At 57.7% G+C, this 18786-nt stretch carries 13 protein-coding genes and 1 pseudogene; 5 read left to right on the plus strand and 9 right to left on the minus strand.

Going from position 1 to position 18786, the window contains the following annotated elements; all coding sequences use genetic code 11:
- Nucleotides 1-73: 73 nt before the first annotated feature.
- On the minus strand, nucleotides 74-586 hold the full coding sequence (locus AP428_RS29565; RefSeq protein WP_054928468.1) for a 3'-5' exoribonuclease: 513 nt from the start codon (nucleotides 584-586) through the stop codon (nucleotides 74-76).
- Nucleotides 587-902: 316 nt separating this feature from the next.
- Nucleotides 903-1364, minus strand: coding sequence for a hypothetical protein (locus AP428_RS29570; protein WP_125381105.1), 462 nt, complete (start codon nucleotides 1362-1364; stop codon nucleotides 903-905).
- Between the two features lie 249 nt (nucleotides 1365-1613).
- On the opposite strand from AP428_RS29570, the gene AP428_RS29575 reads away from it, so the two are divergent.
- Complete coding sequence (locus AP428_RS29575) at nucleotides 1614-1901, plus strand: helix-turn-helix domain-containing protein (protein WP_054928470.1); 288 nt, start codon at nucleotides 1614-1616, stop codon at nucleotides 1899-1901.
- A 399-nt stretch (nucleotides 1902-2300) separates the two neighbouring features.
- On the opposite strand, the gene AP428_RS29580 is transcribed toward AP428_RS29575, so the two are convergent.
- Both AP428_RS29580 and AP428_RS29585 read right to left on the minus strand, forming a co-directional pair.
- Nucleotides 2301-3308 (minus strand): N-acyl homoserine lactonase, encoded by a 1008-nt coding sequence (locus AP428_RS29580; RefSeq protein ID WP_227745876.1) that lies wholly within the window; start codon nucleotides 3306-3308, stop codon nucleotides 2301-2303.
- Nucleotides 3309-3850: 542 nt separating this feature from the next.
- Nucleotides 3851-6757 (minus strand): YadA family autotransporter adhesin, encoded by a 2907-nt coding sequence (locus AP428_RS29585; protein WP_193760018.1) that lies wholly within the window; start codon nucleotides 6755-6757, stop codon nucleotides 3851-3853.
- 855 nt (nucleotides 6758-7612) lie between these two features.
- Between AP428_RS29585 and AP428_RS36955 the strand changes: the two genes are divergently transcribed.
- Nucleotides 7613-8524 carry an N-acyl homoserine lactonase gene (locus tag AP428_RS36955; RefSeq protein WP_125381104.1) on the plus strand — a complete coding sequence of 304 codons (912 nt, stop codon included), beginning with the start codon at nucleotides 7613-7615 and terminating at the stop codon, nucleotides 8522-8524.
- Nucleotides 8525-8965: 441 nt separating this feature from the next.
- Here AP428_RS36955 and AP428_RS36960 read toward each other — a convergent pair whose 3' ends face one another.
- Nucleotides 8966-9151, minus strand: a complete 186-nt coding sequence (locus AP428_RS36960; RefSeq protein WP_125381103.1) for a hypothetical protein — start codon at nucleotides 9149-9151, stop codon at nucleotides 8966-8968.
- 126 nt (nucleotides 9152-9277) lie between these two features.
- Between AP428_RS36960 and AP428_RS29590 the strand changes: the two genes are divergently transcribed.
- Nucleotides 9278-9919, plus strand: a complete 642-nt coding sequence (locus AP428_RS29590) for a response regulator transcription factor (RefSeq protein ID WP_054928473.1) — start codon at nucleotides 9278-9280, stop codon at nucleotides 9917-9919.
- 156 nt (nucleotides 9920-10075) lie between these two features.
- Nucleotides 10076-13693 carry an ATP-binding protein gene (locus AP428_RS29595; protein WP_054928474.1) on the plus strand — a complete coding sequence of 1206 codons (3618 nt, stop codon included), beginning with the start codon at nucleotides 10076-10078 and terminating at the stop codon, nucleotides 13691-13693.
- 82 nt (nucleotides 13694-13775) lie between these two features.
- Here AP428_RS29595 and AP428_RS36205 read toward each other — a convergent pair whose 3' ends face one another.
- From AP428_RS36205 to AP428_RS29615, 4 genes and pseudogenes are all read right to left on the minus strand, one after another.
- Nucleotides 13776-14579: a S8 family serine peptidase gene (locus AP428_RS36205; RefSeq protein ID WP_193760017.1), complete on the minus strand. Its 804-nt coding sequence runs from the start codon at nucleotides 14577-14579 to the stop codon at nucleotides 13776-13778.
- A 95-nt stretch (nucleotides 14580-14674) separates the two neighbouring features.
- Nucleotides 14675-15400: a response regulator transcription factor gene (locus tag AP428_RS29600; protein ID WP_054928475.1), complete on the minus strand. Its 726-nt coding sequence runs from the start codon at nucleotides 15398-15400 to the stop codon at nucleotides 14675-14677.
- 1540 nt (nucleotides 15401-16940) lie between these two features.
- Nucleotides 16941-17320: pseudogene (locus AP428_RS29610) on the minus strand (transposase); the annotation flags it as partial.
- 64 nt (nucleotides 17321-17384) lie between these two features.
- Nucleotides 17385-17618, minus strand: coding sequence for a tautomerase family protein (locus AP428_RS29615; protein WP_054928478.1), 234 nt, complete (start codon nucleotides 17616-17618; stop codon nucleotides 17385-17387).
- Between the two features lie 421 nt (nucleotides 17619-18039).
- Between AP428_RS29615 and AP428_RS29620 the strand changes: the two genes are divergently transcribed.
- Nucleotides 18040-18681, plus strand: a complete 642-nt coding sequence (locus AP428_RS29620) for a response regulator transcription factor (RefSeq protein ID WP_054928479.1) — start codon at nucleotides 18040-18042, stop codon at nucleotides 18679-18681.
- Nucleotides 18682-18786 lie beyond the last annotated feature (105 nt).

Below are 18786 nucleotides of genomic sequence, written 5' to 3' on the forward strand. Positions count from 1 at the left end.
TAACCCCTCAAAACATCCTAATCCGGACACGGCATAGCTGGCAGGCCCTGCCGAAACTTCGATTGAGGCGCGTTTAACCAATATAGGCTTGCGCGTTTGCTCGAGCATCATGCAGCGCGTGGTGCTCTCCGCCGTGGCGCGCATAGTAGGCCGCCCGCCGACCAGCATCGAACTGCCCCTTAATGTCCTCAAGCGCCCAACCATCGGGCAACGCGCCATCCAATAGGAAGCGCAGCAGGCTCAAATCCGTGTCGAAGTCGTAGCACAGCACCGGCTGGGACGTAGTCGGGACACCGTCGATCCATGTCCGCACCGCCTGACGAAATTGATCAAACGGTATTGCACGCACTTTGAATCGGCCGAGTTGGGGCACCACCACGGCCCGAACGAAGTCGCTACAGCGCGCTGCATCATAGTCCGCGCACTCGCCATAGAACTCGGATCCGTTTTCCCCAACGATGGCGAGACTAATGAGTTGAGGCGCCTCAAAATCCGTGAACTCGGTGTCGATGAAGTAGCGGTTGTTCCAGCCACTACGCGAACTGGTTGGCCGGAACACAGGCCCATGAAAATACGTATCCGTCACGTACCCAAGTCTCCCTACTGTCAGGCGGATGCACGAGCCAGCAAGACTACCAGCCTCGCGGCTTCCGTAAGTTCTGCGCCGTTACGCGTCGCTCCTGAACGAATCGGCCCGTCGAATCCATGTCTCTTCTGCTCCTTTTCAGTCCTGCCTCCATGCTGAGACACCTGGCACCGCACCGACGCTCATGAACGGTTCCTCAAACGCGGGCAAGTCAGCGTGGAATCAATCGCCCACCGGTTCCCGAGAGGGCTTGATCGCAGAAAGACGGCTATGCGGCGCGCTTGGAAAGCGGCCGAAGACTTGCGCTCAATCGCCCTTAACACCCCGGTTCCGCAACGATGCGGGAATCGTCAAAGGCCAGTTCGCTCACCAACTCTGATCGAGAGCCGAGATGAACTCGTATCGGTGAGCATGGCTTCAACTCGCCACGGCTGGTCGAATACCAAAGCCAAGCCTCACCGCCCTCCTTTGCCTCGCGCTCACGCCATATTCCGGTGACCTGACACAAACGGATCTCCGCGTTCTCAACAGCCCGATCGAGCACATAGACAGAGAAACTCCCCGGCTCCCATTGCGACGCCATTTCAAGCAGTGCCTCCGGGCCGCTGATAAGCAAGCCATCGGGCAGCAGATCGCGTTCGCGCTGCTCACGCGATGCAACCGCAAAAAAATTCAGCGTCTCGTTAGTCCACCCCACGCAGCGCCACGCCTCGTAAGGCCGCATGAGTGCCCGCTTACCAGGATTGCACTCGGCCCAACTCTTATCTGTCACTAACATCCATATTCCTTGAGACAACCACTCGGCCTGCGCGCACCGTCGGCCTACGGCCGCGCCGTAGGTGCCGAACATACTCCCAAAGCACCGATTGCACTGAACGCCGCACCCATGGTCACCGACCCCAGACAGGTGCATCTCACCCTACGCATTCGAAATCAAAAAGCCGCCAATAGTACCAAATGAACACTATAGATTGTAGCTCTTTAGTGTTCGAAATGAGTTCATCTGGTCCTTCAGAGGAGGACTTGCATGCGCTCCGAGGCCAGTTTCGGCAACGCACTTAAGCGACTTCGCAAGATCGCTAACGTTACGCAGGAAGATTTTGGACTGATCTCCAGCCGCACATACATCAGCACGATTGAACGGGAACTGAAGTCGCCCACGCTGGGCAAGATTGAGCAGCTTGCCGAAGTGTTAAACATCCACCCACTCGCACTGCTGACGGTTGCTTACATGGACCGACTCACGCCGATGGATATCGAGCGGACCACTGCTTTCGTACGCCAGCAACTCTTGGAATTCATCGAAGACGAGTGAGCATATCGGGCCAGCAAACGGGTGTGAGACGTCAGATCCGACCGTGCCGACCAGTCCGGAAAAGGCCATCGATTGGCCCTGACGTGCTTTAGGTCAAGATACCGCCCCCAGCGCCGACGAAACGAGCGCCGGATGGACGCCAACGAGCACGGCAACGTGCCCCGTTGTAATTGGCTTCGGCGCAGAAATGGCCTTCCACCACTGCTACCAGCACGAGTCCGTGCCAAGAGCACTCCCGAGGATCGGGCTACGCGCACAACACCTAAATTGCGCGTGCATAGGCGCACCAAATCACACCGTACTTAGGCCTACCCTGCCTAAACCCTTGCCTAACTCGGCCTGCTTCAATACGTATGCGATCTGCTCTTCGGTGAACTTGCTCTCCGTCACGGTATGACCTCACGCGGGAGGGATCGGTGGAACCAGCAGAGTCGGATCAACCCGCGGATTCGCAATTTGCGGAGGCACAACCATCTGATCATTCTTGTCATAGACGAACGTAGCCTCGTCGGACCGCGATGACGGAAGCGTTATCCGGATGATGGGTACGATGCGCTTTGAGGCGTGCTGGTAGTCCACTTGGTCACCTTGGGCCCCCTTAAGTCCATTTGCGTGACCTGCAAGATAGAAAAAAGCCATGATTGGCAGCTTCTCAGCGATATCTTGCTCCCATGTAGCTAACCGCAGTTCATTTTGCTCGTGCATGGATTCTTCGCCGATCAACGCCATAGCCTCAATGCTGGTTCTGAAAATCGCGGCGCTCGCTGGGGCTCCGTGATGTACGTCGAAGCCGCATTGGTGTGCGTGCTTATTACCATTTGTGTTGTTGTAGTGTGAAAGCCATTCCGAAGCAGTTGAAATGCCTCGCGCCTGACATGGACCGCTATCAGTCGGAAATGAGTTATCCGCACCGCATCCTTTATCCACTCGATTTTCAGTGTTGGCGTCGATTGGGAATGAGCATAAAACTTCAGGCTCGACGACATTCTGCTTTATATTGTATTTATAAGGAACGAAAATTAACCCATTACTGTACCCATAAGCCAGTTTGCTGAACTTCGAATCTTTTCGCAGATAGGAGAATGAGACGCCTCCACTCGAAACGGAAGCAGGACTTGGGTTCCATGAGTGGTACTGAGACGAATGCTCGGTCCCGCGAAGCATTACCCCAGAACAGCGAAACGCTGGGTTTGTCGCTCTACCGCAATCTGGAGCCAGATTATTGTAATTGTTCGTGAGCTGTTGTGCGACCTTGTTGCCAGCGACTCCGACAAGCGCGACCGGGCCACCTTCGCTCGAGTATGCATGAGCGGGTGAGATCCCAGCAAGGGAAGACGCCATTATCACAAAGATACAAAACGATTTTAATTTCATTTTTCCACTTTTCTTAAAATGGATAAAGTTCATGAGACACGCCGATTCCTTATCATCGGCACGCTCGCTTTTAATATGATTGAGCAGGCGATCTCCACCATCTCTCCCTGGCGCTAATGGAATGGATGCTCCTCGACACGGATATGCCGAAATGGAAAATCATCAGAAACGGTGTCGAATAGGCGCCATGGCGCCGTTAACTTTCCCGACGAAATGGGCAGCCCGATGGCGTCATTGCTTATGGGAGTAAATGATGCGTTTCCACGACTCTCGCTTGCGACGGCTTCGGCGCACGGGAACCGCCCGCGGCCTGTCATGAACCGCGCGGTGGAATTTGTGGGGGTTGCAGCGGATATCGTCCGTACTCGCAGGCGATCGATCGTTGAAGTCCCGACGCTCGTTCGGCGCCGCCGTCACTGAGCATCTTTGCCCAAGGCCGGCGGCTCGTCGGCGGCCTCTCTCTCGTTGCTCCATGCCTGCTGGTCCTGACGCGTACCGCCGACAGGACCAGCGCTGGCAATGAGGTAGGTCCTAAGCACCACCCGCAACGCAGCTCAAAGCGTCATTCCGGTTGCTCACCACACGAAACCAGCGCCGACACCACCCGCCACAGTTCCTCGTGTGTTCGTCGAACCGGAAGCCTTGATGATCCAGCGCCCAGCGTACGTGGACAAACCCACCGCAAGAGCAGACTGGCCGGCGTACGTGCCGCCGCCCACTGCGACGACGCTCTTCCCAGGCGCCGGCGCTTGCGGCAGCGACGCAATGGCCACGGCTGACGCGGTGCCTCCATTTGCATCCGCACGATCGTGTTCGATCTGCGATCGCAAGCCGCCCACCGATTCGTTGAGCTGTTGGACGTTGACGGCGTCCGTCGGTGCGACACCGGCCGACACGTTGGTCAGCGTACGCGTCATGCCCGTGGCGCTGTTGCCGAACGAGACGGCGTTGTCCGCGTCAGCCACGGAACCTGCACCAATTGCAACGCTGTTAGTGCCCCAAGCCGTCGCGCCCTGGCCAACCACGGTGCTGTTCTCGCCGTGAGCCGATGCAGCCTGCCCGATCGCAGTGCTATTGATTGCACGTGCATCCGCCCCGGCACCGATCGCTGTCGCGCCCGACGCTTGCTGCGCCGAATTCGCGCCTGTTGCCGTGGTGTCGCCGGCATCGCTATTGATAACGGAGCCCGAGCCGGCCCCGACATCGCTAACGTCCCGGCGCAGATTGGCCATCGTCATGACTCGACTATCATCCCGCGGATCGCCTGCATCGGTTTCGATCTTGCTGACGCGATTGTCCATCGTGCCCATTCGCTTTTCGAAGTCGCTTTGCAGCGACGACAACTGGCCATAGTTCACCGCGTCGTATCGGCTCTTGCCATCGGCAACGTTGGTCAGCATCACCGGCGCTGCCGACGGACCGCCCAGCGTCACCGAGCGATAGTTCGGATTGCCGTGCGAGTCGAGATCGTAGCGCAGCGCCAGCGAATCCGTGGCACCATACGCCGCAGCCGCCTGCACCGCTTCCGATACCGTCGCGTACTTATGACCGTGCACTTCAATCGAATGAATGGCGACGTGGCCGCTTCCATCGACCGTCGTGTCGCCGCCGATCGCGTTCGCAAGACTCGCAGCCGCGCCGTGCAACTGCGCCACGTTCACCGCGTCGGTACCTTGCGTACCCGCCGCAACGTTCACGATCTGGCGCTCGCTTCCAGCATTGCCCACTGAAACGGTATTGGCTCGACTCGCCTGGGAACCTGCCCCCAGTGCCACGGCGCCGTCCGCGCCTTTTTCCACGAAGGCTTTCGCGCCGAGCGCCATCGCGTCGGTCACGTTCCGGGCAACGCTCGCCCCCGTGCCCAGCGCAATGCCATTCGTCGCGCCCACCACGGCCTCTGCGCCATTGCCGATCGCAATCGAACTTGCGCCGATCGCGTGCACATCGTTATTGCCGATAGCGATCGCGTTCTCGCCGTTCGCCCTCGCCTGCGAACCGATTGCAAGTGCACTGGCACCATTCGTCGTCACATGCGAGCCGATCGCCACCGAGTACGGCTGCTCGGCACCGGTTTGCGCCATATTGCCGATCGCCACGGAGTTGTCCGAGTTCGCGATGGTACGCATGCCAATGGCAATCGTGTCTGCGCCCGACGCAACCGACCCGACACCGATTGCAGCCGAGGTCGTACTCGCCGGATCGCCGTCGGCGATACTCGCCGCATTCGGCAGGCTACCGTCAGCACCCTGGCCGTCGATCAGCACGAAATTCGACAAACGTTGCTCGTCGATGGCAGAGGGATTGGCAACCAGCAAGCTGCGCCGCGACGCCAGATCGGACGAGAGCTTGTCGGTACGGCTCGACACCTTCCCGATCGCATTAGTCAGCTGATTCAAGTTGACCGCGTCAGTACCTCTCGTACCCGCCGCGAGGTTCGAAATGCGGCGCTCGCGCCCCACGTCGCCCACCGACACTTGGTTTGCTTCCAGTGCGACCGAGTTGATACCGATCGCAACCGAATTGACTCCGGTCACGCGCGAACCCGCACCCAAAGCGATCGAGCCGTTCGCTATCGCATTTGCACCGGCGCCAACCGCAACGGCATTCGTTCCCGTCGCAATCGCGTCTACACCTTGCGGCTTGATCTGGATGGCCTTCATCGCAAGGCTGACGTCAGCCAGCTCATCCCGTATCGGCTGCGTGGCAGCAGTCAATTGCCCCATATTGACCGCATCGGTATCCGCACTGCCTGCCGCGACGTTCTTCAATGTCGTGCCATGCTCGCCACGCAGCGTTATCGTGCTGCCAGCGGCATCGTCGTACGCCACCGCATTCGGATCGATACCGCCGCCACTGTCTGCGGCTGCCGCGATCGCGTCGCCGACGTTACCGTAGGTTTTGTCACCGACGCGATACTTCGGCGCCGTCACGTTACCTCCCGCGTCCACCGTCGAACCGCCCCCCAGTGCCGTCGCGACACTCTGTGACGCACGGTGCAATTGCGAACCGTTTATCGCTTCCATACTCGTCGCACTGACCGTGCCGGCCGCCACGTTCTTCAGTGTCGTGCCCTTCACGCCAAGCGTGACCGAGCGCTTGGCGGAATCGTCATAAACGACCGCATTCGGATCCGTACCGCTATCGGCGGCTGCCGCAATCGCATCCGCGACGTTGTCGAAAGATTTGCTGCCCACTCGATATGTCGGCGTCGTTACGTGGCCGTTGGTGTCGATGTTCACGCCAAGCACGTTCGCCACCCTCGAAAGCTGGTTGACGTTGACTGCATCACCGGCGTGCGCGCCGTTCTTGACGTTGGAGACTCTAGAACCCGAAACGCTGATTCCCGCCCTGGACGACAACACAAGCCGGTTGCCGGTAATGGCCGCTCCTTCGGCATCGACGATTATCCGATTCGCCTTGAACGGGTCGTCACCATAAAACAGCCCGGCCGATCTACTTCCCGCCCATACTCCCGACCACAAATATGTGTCGGCCCCATTTCCAGAGGTAAGATAAGAAAAATACTGGCCCGCCATCTGGGAAAAATGAGCCCCACGCACACCCCTATAATTTGAATTATCCCATCTAGCGCAATTTTCAAATAGCACGCCGCTATTTATACAATTGCTGGCCACCGGGGTTTCATATCCAATGTATGGATTATGCGCATACACGGCAGACGAAAACAGGACGCCACACCCGCCGCCAGCGACCGTCGCGAGAACGACGGAAACCTTATACAGCTCGCGCGCCCCCACGTGCAACACCGTGCCTGAAACAAATTTACGTCGCATACTAATCAATTCCAATAGTTACAACACAAACCGACAACCATCAAAACAATTCGCAAGAATTTTAAAATCGGTTGCATTGGCAGCAGAATACCGGCATCTGGAGAGCAGCCTCAATACATAGTCGGCGCGCTGTTGTAATTTCGGAAATTTCTCTAGTTCCAGAATTATCTAGCAGCGTTTCGAAACGAACACGCTTATCGTCCCTGTCGGGCGGTTACATATATCCAGTTGGCGTTGCCCCCTCCGCGCCGCGTAACGACGGATTAGATGCATAGCATCCTTGGAGCACCGAATGTCGGTGTTTCGGTGGTTGGCAACCGAGGCATCGTGGAAGATCAATGCTCACGGGCATGCACGCCGATCTCTCTTTCCAAGCGTTGTGCAACGCGCGCCCCGTGGTTTGCCGTCAGCGCCGCAGGACGAGAGTCGACACGACAACTCCTAAAACACTCGAACGATACGGAGGAATTTATCGAACAGAAAAATGGCGATTAAAAATCGCAACAAGGGTGCCGCCAGCCAATTTCCACCAACAGCATCGCCATGAATCATTTATTCAAACTTTTATCATCTTCAATAGCAATCTTTTTTCTCAGCCAAACTGCATTCGCACAAAACACCGCCGCCCAGGCAGAAGCAAAAGTTATCGACTACGTCGGACCTATTGCGATCAGCCAGCTATACGATTGGTATTACAAAACTCCCAAAAGCTGTGGCGGCCAGTATCGACCAGCTTTCCTGTGTAGCGGAGTAATGTTGCGCGCCACCGTGGAAAGTCCCGCATTCCGGCCATGGAACCCAAGCCCGGCCTCACAAGCGAGTGGCGGCGTCTCTTTCTCGTGGATCAGAGCCGACAGTAATTTTTCAAAGCTTGTTTTTGGTTATAAGAATGGATTTATACTATACCCCGGATATAGCACACTTCAAGGCAAAGACAGCATCATGGTTCTCTGTGCTTATTCAATGGATGGGGGCACCGACCAGCGCCCTGGGAATGGTTGCGGCGCGTCCGCCAATTACCCTACCGAGAGCCGTCCCTGCATCGAGCAGGGAATCACAGATGCTCAAAAGTGGATAAAACATTTTGATTCGCTAAAGATAAAATACAGCGATCAATGCGGCTGGGATGTCACCAAAGGACACTCAGGCACCGCAGATCATTTTTATCAAAGCATTCTGGCGAGGCAAAAGATGCTTTCGCCATGGTGGGATATCCAAAACGAGTTGCGCGTGGCTACATGGAAGCAAAACGATGGCAAAAAACTTCCGATTCATTCGTTTTTCTACATAGCCGGCGACAACCAGGCCCCAATCAATGCCAAAATCGATCAAAAAACCTTCTATCAGGAATATGGAATTGTAGTTCCGGTGGTTGCGATCACTCTTCCAACATCGAAAGGCAAGGAAGCCTCTTTTTCCTATAAACGCAGCGATCAATCTTCGGAAGTTTTGTAACTGACTTGGGGGCTTTGCTCCCCCAAGCTCGGCATGGTGTTCGCGCTGGTGCTGTCATGATCCCTGGTGCTGTCACCGGGCTTGGCGGGTGGCTCGTGATTTCCGAAAGGGACTGGCCAGGACATCCGACACCGTCCGTAACGTGAAGACGTGCCATGTCATCCGATGCGGAATCCATGCTCCGACATCACTCCCGTGTGGTCCGCACACCGGACCCGTCCGATTACGCCGCACCGCTTCAATCCTGGGCGGCCCCCTGTCCATGCACGACAGCAGCAATCAGAGACGCACTCAGCAGCAGAAATTCCTGCACTGTATACCCGAGCTTCCGCGCCGCCGACTCGATATGTCGGTAATCACTGGAACCCACCTCCACGATCACTGCCTTACCGTCCACCCAAGCGCTTCTCATTCCTCCTCCTTGCATCCGACTTCTCGAATCTACTCGGCTTCATCCTCGATGCCATTTGCAACGTCGCCCGGTACCGAAACACCCCAAAAAAGAGCTGTAACGATCAGCATTCTAATTACCGCCATACTCACCAAAAAACCACCCCAAAAATTTACTATCAGAAGACAAATACAAACCTGATAAATCCCGATATTAATATAAGGCAAATCGTCCATTTTACATATCAGCCAATGCTTATTTTCAATCCAAGCACGTAGGCGCATTCTGGTTTTATTCTTTGATGAGCATAAGCGGTCTATCACTTGCTAAACTTTGCCGAAATTAATTTCGGAGATTCTGAAATGGCTTGGCGCGTTGTGCTCGCAGACGACCATCCCATCATGTTGCTCGGTTGCCGTCTTCTGATTGAGCAGAATGGCATGGAAGTCGTGGGAGAGGCACGCGACTCGAGCGAGTTGATGTCAATCCTGGCCCACGTCGCCTGCGATATCGTCATCACGGATTTCTCGATGCCCAACACCGGACGCGCCGATGGACTCGCAATGCTGTCGACCCTTCGACGGGATCACAGCGCCTTACCCGTCATCGTGCTCACGAATATGGCGAATGCCGGTTTGTTGCGTGCAATGTTGAACGAAGGCGTACTGGGCATCGTGGAAAAGGGAGCGGAAAAAAGCGAACTGTTCGCTGCCGTTCGCACTGCGCTGCGAGGCGCGATCTACATCAGTGCCAAACTGCAGCGCGAATTGACGAAACTCGGACTGACCGAGATGGAAAGCCAGCGGGCCGCGAACTTGACGCCCCGCGAGTTGGAGGTGCTGCGCCTTCTTGCCAGCGGCAAATCGCCGACGGAAGTCGGCCAGATACTACATCGGACCATCAAGACCGTCAGCTGGGCCAAGACATCGGCAAAGCGCAAGCTCGGCCTCAAAAGCGATGCCGAACTGTACGAGTATGTCGTCAATCTCGGACTCATTGGCTGATGCCGCTTGCCCGGCCGCGACGGCGGTCGGACGTGGCAGACGGCCCCGGTTCAGGCGTCATGCCCACCGGAACGATTCGATTCACGCCCCCATCAACTGAAATGTGCGTGCCGCATCGACGGCAGCATCGCCATCCAATCGCGCGGTAATTCAATTTTGAAGAACAGCTTGTGGGTCAGCTTGCGGTTGAGCGTTGCTGTCGTCGTCGCGGTCCTGAGCACGTGCCCGATCGAGTCCGTAACGGTTGCAAATGTCGGAGAATCGACGCTTCGGTCGGCGGTGCCCTGGCCGAAGGAACCGACAGTGCCGATACAAACTCATCGCACGGTCGAGCGCTTGACGCTTACGCCGGAAGACCGTAGCTGGCTGGCCTCGCTTCCCCCGATCAAACTGGGCGTGGACCCGGAATGGGCGCCCATTGCCTACCTTGACGCAAACGATCGCCCGAGCGGCATTGCTGCGGACTATCTGGGCCATATCTCGGCATCGCTAGGCATTCGCTTTGCTGTCGTGAAAACGAATTCGTGGGCGGAAACCTTGTCTCGCGCGCAGTCGGGTGAACTGGATGCTGCCATACCGGTCAATACGCCGGTCGCCCGCGGCGGGGTCTTGCTCTCTAGCGTCCCGTTCATCACGCTCCCGGACGTGGTCGTGACTCGACCTCACGTGTCGCCGCAAGGAATCGTCGATCTAGCCGGCCGCCGGATAGCGGTCTCGGATCCCAGCGAGCTTCCCGCCACGGTACGGCAACAGATGCCCGAGGCGGAAATCGTCATGGCCGCGAGCGCTCATCAAGCGATGAGCGCGGTGGCAGAAGGACGTGCCGATGCCTATGTCGGAAACGCGGCGATCGTCGATTTCAACATCCGGAACTATTTCCCTGGCATTCTCAAGATCGCGTCGCCGGCCGATCTCGACAGCCGGCTGAGTATTGCAGTCAACCGCCGCTACGAACGACTGATTCCCCTGATCAACCGCGCGATTGCAGCTATCCCCAAGAGGGAACAACAACGCATTCGAAGCCGATGGCTGTGGCCTCGATATTCGGCGGGCCTGCCATGGAAAACGTTCGAGCTTGTGTTGCTCGGCACCGCGATCGTATTGGCAACCATTACCACTGCATACGTCCGGCTGCGCCGCGAGGTTCGCCGGCGATTGGCAGTTGAGCGTGAACTGGCCGATCAGCTCAGCTTCCGCGAAGCGCTGATGGAATCCCTTCCATACCCATTGGTCGCGAAAGATAGCGCGAACCGATATATCGCGCTCAATCACGCTTATGAAACTGCATTCTCGGTGAAGCGCGACGAGCTGATCGGTAAAACGACGCTCGACGCGTCGCCGCTGGATCCCCAATGGAATCGGAGCATCCACGCGATGAGCGAGCGAGTTCAGGATCAGCAACAACCTCATCACGCCGAGGTCAATCTGATGGATCGCGACCAGAAGCAGCGGTCCTGGCTGTACTGGATGCATCCCTTTCAATTGCCGAGTGGGAAGCCGGGCGGGCTGCTCGTCACGTTGGTGGATGTCACCACGATTCGTGATGCAGAACGGCGTGCACGCGCGCTGGATCAACGATTGAGGCGCGTGACCGCCCATCTTCCGGCGGTCGTCTTCGAATTGCGTCGCACTCCGGATGGCGTGCTCCGTTTTCCTTATGTCGGAGGCAATACCCGCGCCATGTGGGATCTGGATGCGCAAACGATGGAAGACGATGCGCTGACGGCGCTTTCACGGGTGCATCCCGATGACCGACCTCTCATCAAATCGGCTGTCAGGCATTCCGCACGGACCATGCAGCGGGTTTCCATCGATTTTCGCTGCCGTTCCCAGGGATGCGAGCGCTGGATTCACACGGAAGCGACACCCCAAACCGAGCATGACGGGACGATATTCTGGAGTGGCGTGTGGTCGGATGTCACTCACATCAAAGCGCAAGCCAGGGAACTGGCCCGTGCGAAAGAAGCGGCCGAATTAGCCGCGGCATCAAAAGCGAGATTTCTCGCCACCATGAGCCACGAGATACGCACACCGATGAACGGGATCATAGGGATGCTCGAGCTGTTGCGACACGAGTCGTTGAGCATCAGGCAGCAGCGCATGCTTCACATGATCGGGGAATCCGCGATGACGTTGATGCAGATTCTCGACGACGTTCTGGACTTCTCGAAGATCGATGCAGGACAGTTGGAAATCGTGACCGAACCGACCGACCTGCGCGCGCTCCTGGACGGCGTCAGTGCGGTAGCCGCCACGCTCGCCCACGACAAGGGCCTCGTCGTGCGTAATTTCGTCAGCCACCGACTCGCCGCTGAACTCGAGATAGACGGCCTGCGTCTTCGCCAGATTCTATTCAACCTGATGAGCAACGCAATCAAGTTCACGGAAAGCGGCGAGGTCGGCGTACGCGTCGAGATTATCGACTACCGCAATGCGTGCCAGCGCGTTCGCTTCACGGTACACGACACAGGCATCGGAATCACCCCGGCGCAACTGCAATGTCTGTTCGCGCCTTTCACACAGGCCGACACGTCGATCTCGCGCCGCTTCGGCGGCACCGGTCTGGGGCTGGCCATCTGCAAACGATTGGTCGAACTGATGCAGGGCTCCATTCGCATCGAAAGCACGCCGCGTGTCGGTACGCACGTCATCGTCGAATTCGACCTGAACGTCCATCTTGTGGCTCGGTCTATGCCGGTCTCAGGCAAGCAGGCCACTATCGACTTATCCGACATAGCGCTCGCGGCCGCGCTGCGCGAAGTTCTGATGCCGCTCGGCGTCGTCGTGACCGGCGATACGTCGCGGGCAGACATACGCTTTGTGGACGAATGCCGGCTCTTCGAAATCCGCGACGACAGGCTCGTTATCGGCCTGACCGACGAACCCATCCCGACGGGCTACGAGATCTCGCCCGACGGCACGTGTCGGCTCAGCCACAATCCGTTGACATGCGCCGCGGTCGAAGCATTGTGCCTTCATGCCACTGCCGCACCTCGCTTCGCAGGGACCGATACCCGTCTTCCATCTGTTGAATATCCGTCGTCCGGTATTCGAATCCTCGTCGTAGACGACCATCCGATCAATCGGCTCGTCATCGAGGCGCAACTCGCCCGACTCGGCTATACCGCCATTGCAGTCTCCAACGGCACGGACGCACTGCACGCGCTGGACGATTCCGATATCGCGCTGGTGCTCAGCGATTGCGCGATGCCGGACATGGACGGTTACGACCTGGCGAGACGTATCCGCTCCCGGGAGCCCCGATCGCGGCGCATCCCCATTCTTGCGTTGACGGCCAACGCATTGCCCGACGAAGCGATTCGGTGCGCCGAAGCCGGCATGGACGGCCTGCTCGTCAAACCCACCACGCTGGCGGTACTGCGCGAGCAGCTCGCGCGTTGGGTGCCGACGGCGCCTTGCCAGATACAGACGGACGCCATGCGCTGGCTTTCCCCGCCCGTCTCGCCTGAAGAACGCACGAACTTGCCCAAGCTGATCCGGGGATTTCTGGCCGAGACCGCGAAAGATATGGCCTTCCTTCAGGCCGCAATACAAAGCGGCAACGCAGTGGCGGCGGCCGAGCATATCCACCGCATCGTCGGCGCCAGCAAATTGTTCGGCTCGGACGTCCTGGCTGATGCCGGCGAGCTATTATCCGAGCGACTTCGAGAGGATGGCGTGGCGGGCCAGGAGGCAGCACTGGCGGCGTTTTTCGCACAAGTCGAGCAGTTGACCACCAGACTCAACACGTTGATGGCCGCACAGCGTGAATAGTGTGGCCACCCAGCGCGAAAAATTAGATTGGGGCGAGCGCCACCTCCAAAATGAAAGTCGGCCCTTTCATTAGCGGGTCGGGCTATTTCGCTCGGCGGCAGCAGTCGATACAGCAGCCTGCTGCATCATGTATGCCACGTCCCGGCGAAATCACCCTGCGCGATCGTGTCTCCGACGCAATTGACGCAAAACGTGCCGTGCGCTTCAAAATGCTCGCGACCTCAGCGGGGGTCAACCAAGGGTTGGTCGTCAACATCAGCGATACCACGCCCGACACCTGGGGTGCCGCGAGACTAGTGCCATGCATATCGCCGTGGGATGCATCGGCCGGTACGCGCGTACCGGTATGGGAGAGAGCCCCGATGTTCGTTCCCGGCGAGCTCAGCGTCACACGTGAATGCGTATTGCCGCCGAGCACGCGACGACTGGCCTGGTCGCTTTTCGTCACTGAAATCATATTCCGACAACCCGGCGATGCATCGATCTCGTTAACGACATCACTGCTGGCGGCAGCGACAACAGTCACGCCCTGCCCCATGAGATCATCGATAGCGTCCTGAAATGTCCAACTGCAGGCGTCGACCGATGCGACGCTCAGGTTGACTACCTTTGCAGGATGTCGATTTTCCAGCGCGCTAGTAACCGGCACCCCCGCCGCCCATCGCATTCCGTCAACTACATCGTTATACACGTCCCGTGCCATCACGGTGCCGTAGCGTTGCATCCTGCCGGACGATCGGCGCATCTTGACGATGATCTCGTTGCCGTGGTTTTCCTCCCAGCCGCTGCTCCCTATCCCAGAATCGCCACCGCATGAGGAAAGTAATACGGCTATCATTACAAAAGCGGGGCATAAGAGCGGGAATTTCCTACGATCTTCAATCACGTCGAGCTCGAAAACGTAATTTAACGGTGGTGCGGGCGGCTCTCTCATTGAAAAGAATTATCTTCAGAAATAGCCAAACCGCATCAAAAAATCAGCTAACCTCGCCAAAGCATATCCCGCACGGCGTCTACCAGATCGACATTGGTCTTCACGCCGAACTTCTTCATTGCGTTTGCCTTTTGCGTACTGATCGTTTTCCGACTTCGACTGAGCTTTGCCGCGATTTCCCCGACTGCCATTCCGCGCGACAGAAGCCGTACCACATCAAGCTCGCGCGGTGACAATAAATTGGTTCGCGCCTGCCTGTCACCACCCCGACCCGAATCGCACAGCATATCTCCCGCAATGTCCGGGTCCACATACCTTTTCCCGCGCATGACTTTATCGACGATTTTCGGCAAGGAAAGTGAATCGTCACTCGATTTCACAACGAATGCCGATACGCCCTTTTTCATCACGCGCTGGACGGAAAGTCCATCCCTCAACTCGGCCAACAGGATAATCTTCACGTTCGGATGGTTTCTGCGGATGGTTTCAAGCATTCGCATCCCGTCCGGCTCCGGATCGTCGCCAAATGCATAATCGCAAATCAACACATCACATTCGCAAGTGCTCAACATCGAGGCCATGCCGGACAACGTATGCGCCTCGGCGACGATTTGCATACTTTCCACACTCGAGAAAATGTGACGCAGGCCCTGCACTATCATCGGATAGGAGTCTGCGACGACAATATTTATCTTCCGTGCCGAAATAAAATCATCTGCATTCATGCCGGACGAAAACGAACTCGAATAGCTCTCTCGATCAATAAAACTCATCGATGGAAATTCCAAACATGACTATCAAAAAACTGTCGTGGCGACACCTCCGACACGACAGAAGGTATCAAGTCACTGCGACAGTACGCTATCCCAAGCTGGAGATCGTGACACCTACGGTCGCGCGAAATCCAATGCCTGAACAATAGCGCTCGACATCGCCGTAAGGGACTAGAAAATTCTCATCGTCGGTGCGAAAAAAGCACATTCATCGTGCATCATTGCGAAGACCATGGCGCGAGAAAGGCGCTTAGATGCGTTTGTAACCTACGTGCGCAGCCCGTCCGGTATGTGCACGTGGCTCATGCCCGCCGTTCTCAGCGCAGATGGCATGTCGCGCCCGATCAAATGGCATTGTTCGATCACGCGTTATGGGGTGCCCACTGGCGGAACGGCTTCGGATCGTGAGGATTTCGGCTGGGTCGTGAACGCGTCGTCCACTGTCAATACGGGAGCAGGCGCGGGTGGTTGATGGAGTCGAAGTACCACTTGCCCTGTTCGGAGAGGGGCTCTCGACGGAGGGGGTGATCCCGCGTCGCTTCCAGCCAGTGCGCGAATTCAGCGTCGGTCATGTCAAGCCCTTCGGCCAAGCGCTCTACCGACGCTCCATGCTCGGCCTTGGCTTGCACGTTCGTGTGCACCGTTCGCACCGAGGTGTGCCCGCTACGGTTGTGAGATTTCGCCACTGCCGTCGGGGCGGCAGCGTTGCGCACGGGGTCACGAGGCGATACCTCGTACCGTGACATCGCGTGCGAATGGGACCCCACCCCCACCTCTACGTCATCAGCGGCCGATACGCGCGCTGGCGCCGATTGCCGCGTCGACACACCGGAGATCGCGCCCCGGTAAACGGTGTCGGGAGATAGATGTGCTGGCCCGCTTTCGAGCATATGTGTCGCAAGGCAGCACGACGCCGCGAACGCAAGGCCAACGGCAAGCGTCCGCCCCAACGAACGGGACGCAGGACGCTGACGCAGCCATGCCGCGTTGCCAGATCCGAAATCCGCCGCGGACGCTTTTGCTTGCTCACGCGAGATTCCGTGGGAGCACAAGTCGAACACGCGTGGCCCGGGGCCGCCCCTTTTCTCACACATGCTACGGCACCGCCCGTACGGCGGCGGCACATCCGAAAAAGGGGGCGTAAGCGGGAGCGCGAAACGACCGGTAATGTCCTGCATATCCGTATGTGAGCGACGATTCTGCCGACACGTGACGCGTCGCCCCTCCGTCAATTTGAATGAAGTGCCGAGTATCGCTGTGGGTTCCGACCGCCGTAAATCAGCCAAGGACGAATCAGCGCAGTCCGGCGTCGGCCGAATTCCCATCCGCCCCGGACTTGCATCCGCAGCAGTGTAGTAAGCACGATGGTGGCAGCCATCGCGAGCAGGACGCTCCCGGCAGCAGCACCTACGGAGTCGTGGCCGGTGCCTGGAGAATCACCATCGATGTCGGCTCCGCCGCAAGCAAGCACGCCAGTCGCTATGCTTGCCCAATGGGGTCGCGATTGATCTGGAATGCTTGTGCAGAACGCCCCCCTGTTCAACGCGATGATGCGTTCGTCAAAGCCGGTGAAGCGGCGCTCATGCTTGGGAATCGGGATCAGCTCGAAGCTGCCGTCGCGATCGCGGGGAACGTCGCCCCGGACCGGGCCGCGATCGGTGATGACCGTTTTGCCGCCAGCGCCGTTGCGCTCGTTGGCCTGCCCAGCGGCTTGGACGGGCTCTGCAGGTAGCCCAGATGCAGATTCATCTTGGCGCCCATCGCGCGCTCGATGACCGCCTTGTTGAACGCCAGCATCAGGTCCTGCGCCTCGGCAGGCGTCATCGGCCCCTTGACCAACTGGTTCAGCAGTGGCTTGGGCAATTCAGGCAGCGGCCCACGGGCCGCTGCCTTGGACGCCACCGTCTGTTTCTTCTTCATTGGCGGCATATCCATGACTTTTACACCTCATGATATGCCCGCCCACGAAATCACGGATAGGTCCTTAGTTCGACGATTTGGCGCCTCTCATGCGTAGCATGTCGATCGTCTTCAACGTCACCTTGTGGCCTCCCGACGAGTAGAGACCGTCCGACACTTCGTCCACAATGACGACCGTGTGCGGACGAATATACTCTCCCGCTATTGCCGCAATCGCGTCGGTAACACCATCCATCATCTGCTGCGTCTTCTCTTGCGAAAACGCGCCTTTCAGCAGCTTCAAGGTGACAACTGGCATTGCTTTTCTCCCATAGGAATTGCCATCACGGCTTTGGGGCGCCCACATCACGAGGCGGGTACGCCCGGAATGAAGACCTTTCAGATGTACGTCAACCCAATATCAGGACCAAGCCTAAAGCGTGAGCGGTTACGGTTTTCCTGACGGCAACCACGCTTGCATTTCGACAGCGGGTAATCCAGGACCCCGGCAGGTCACTCAGATCACTCGCCGCCGGTACAAATCCACCACCTTTGAAGAGGAGTGCCGGCGAGGCATGGCGCGATCAAAAAACAATATAAATTGATGCGCGCACTTTCGAAATCAGACAATTCTGATATTTATGAGAAGCGCACAGGCGTAATCTGGCTTTTTGGTTGGCGCACATCGGCCCCATATCATTTGGCAAACTCGGCCGATACTAATTAGTGGGGAGTCTGGAATGGCATGCCGTGTTGTACTCGCAGACGACCATCCGATCATGCTGCTCGGCTGCCGCGTTCTGATCGAGCAGAACGGCCTCGAGGTCGTGGGGGAGGCTCGCGACTCCAGGGAGTTGATGTCGATCTTGGCACGCGTCGCGTGCGATGTCGTGATTACCGATTTCTCGATGCCTAACGCCGGACGTGTCGACGGATTGCCTATGCTCTCGATCATTCGACGAGAACACGCAGCCTTACCGGTCATCGTGCTCACAAACATGGCAAATGCCGGGCTGTTACGCGCGATGTTGAACGAGGGTGTGCTGGGCATCGTCGAGAAAGGAGCGGAAAGGGCCGAACTGTTCGCTGCCGTCCGTGCCGCCCTGAGAGGGGCAGTCTACATCAGTGCCAAGCTGCAACTCGAACTATCGAAGCTTGGGCTGACCGAAACGGAAAGCCGGCGTGCTGCTAATTTGACTCCTCGAGAGCTCGAAGTGTTACGCCTTCTCGGCAGCGGTAAATCACCGGCTGAAGTCAGCCAGGTTCTCCATCGGACAATCAAAACGGTCAGCTGGGCCAAGATATCGGCAAAGCGCAAGCTTGGCCTCAAAAGCGATGCGGAACTCTACGAGTACGTCGCCAATCTCGGGCTCAACGGTTGACACTACCCTCCTCACTGCAAGCGCTATTGGACGTCACGGTTCCCCCGGCACAAGATCCATGCCCCAAAGCGATGAGGTACACGGCGAGTTGAAATGCTCTATACG

Source organism: Burkholderia sp. E168m22 (genome assembly GCF_001319805.1).
GTDB classification, from domain to species: domain Bacteria; phylum Pseudomonadota; class Gammaproteobacteria; order Burkholderiales; family Burkholderiaceae; genus Burkholderia; species Burkholderia orbicola.

What these genes read in the sequence shown, in the direction of transcription:
- AP428_RS29570 (WP_125381105.1), bottom strand. Translation starts at nt 1,364, where the DNA reads ATGTTAGTGACAGATAAGAGTTGGGCCGAGTGCAATCCTGGTAAGCGG.
- AP428_RS29575 (WP_054928470.1), top strand. Translation starts at nt 1,614, where the DNA reads ATGCGCTCCGAGGCCAGTTTCGGCAACGCACTTAAGCGACTTCGCAAG.
- AP428_RS29580 (WP_227745876.1), bottom strand. Translation starts at nt 3,308, where the DNA reads ATGAACTTTATCCATTTTAAGAAAAGTGGAAAAATGAAATTAAAATCG.
- AP428_RS36955 (WP_125381104.1), top strand. Translation starts at nt 7,613, where the DNA reads ATGAATCATTTATTCAAACTTTTATCATCTTCAATAGCAATCTTTTTT.
- AP428_RS36960 (WP_125381103.1), bottom strand. Translation starts at nt 9,151, where the DNA reads ATGGACGATTTGCCTTATATTAATATCGGGATTTATCAGGTTTGTATT.
- AP428_RS29590 (WP_054928473.1), top strand. Translation starts at nt 9,278, where the DNA reads ATGGCTTGGCGCGTTGTGCTCGCAGACGACCATCCCATCATGTTGCTC.
- AP428_RS29600 (WP_054928475.1), bottom strand. Translation starts at nt 15,400, where the DNA reads ATGAGTTTTATTGATCGAGAGAGCTATTCGAGTTCGTTTTCGTCCGGC.
- AP428_RS29615 (WP_054928478.1), bottom strand. Translation starts at nt 17,618, where the DNA reads ATGCCAGTTGTCACCTTGAAGCTGCTGAAAGGCGCGTTTTCGCAAGAG.
- AP428_RS29620 (WP_054928479.1), top strand. Translation starts at nt 18,040, where the DNA reads ATGGCATGCCGTGTTGTACTCGCAGACGACCATCCGATCATGCTGCTC.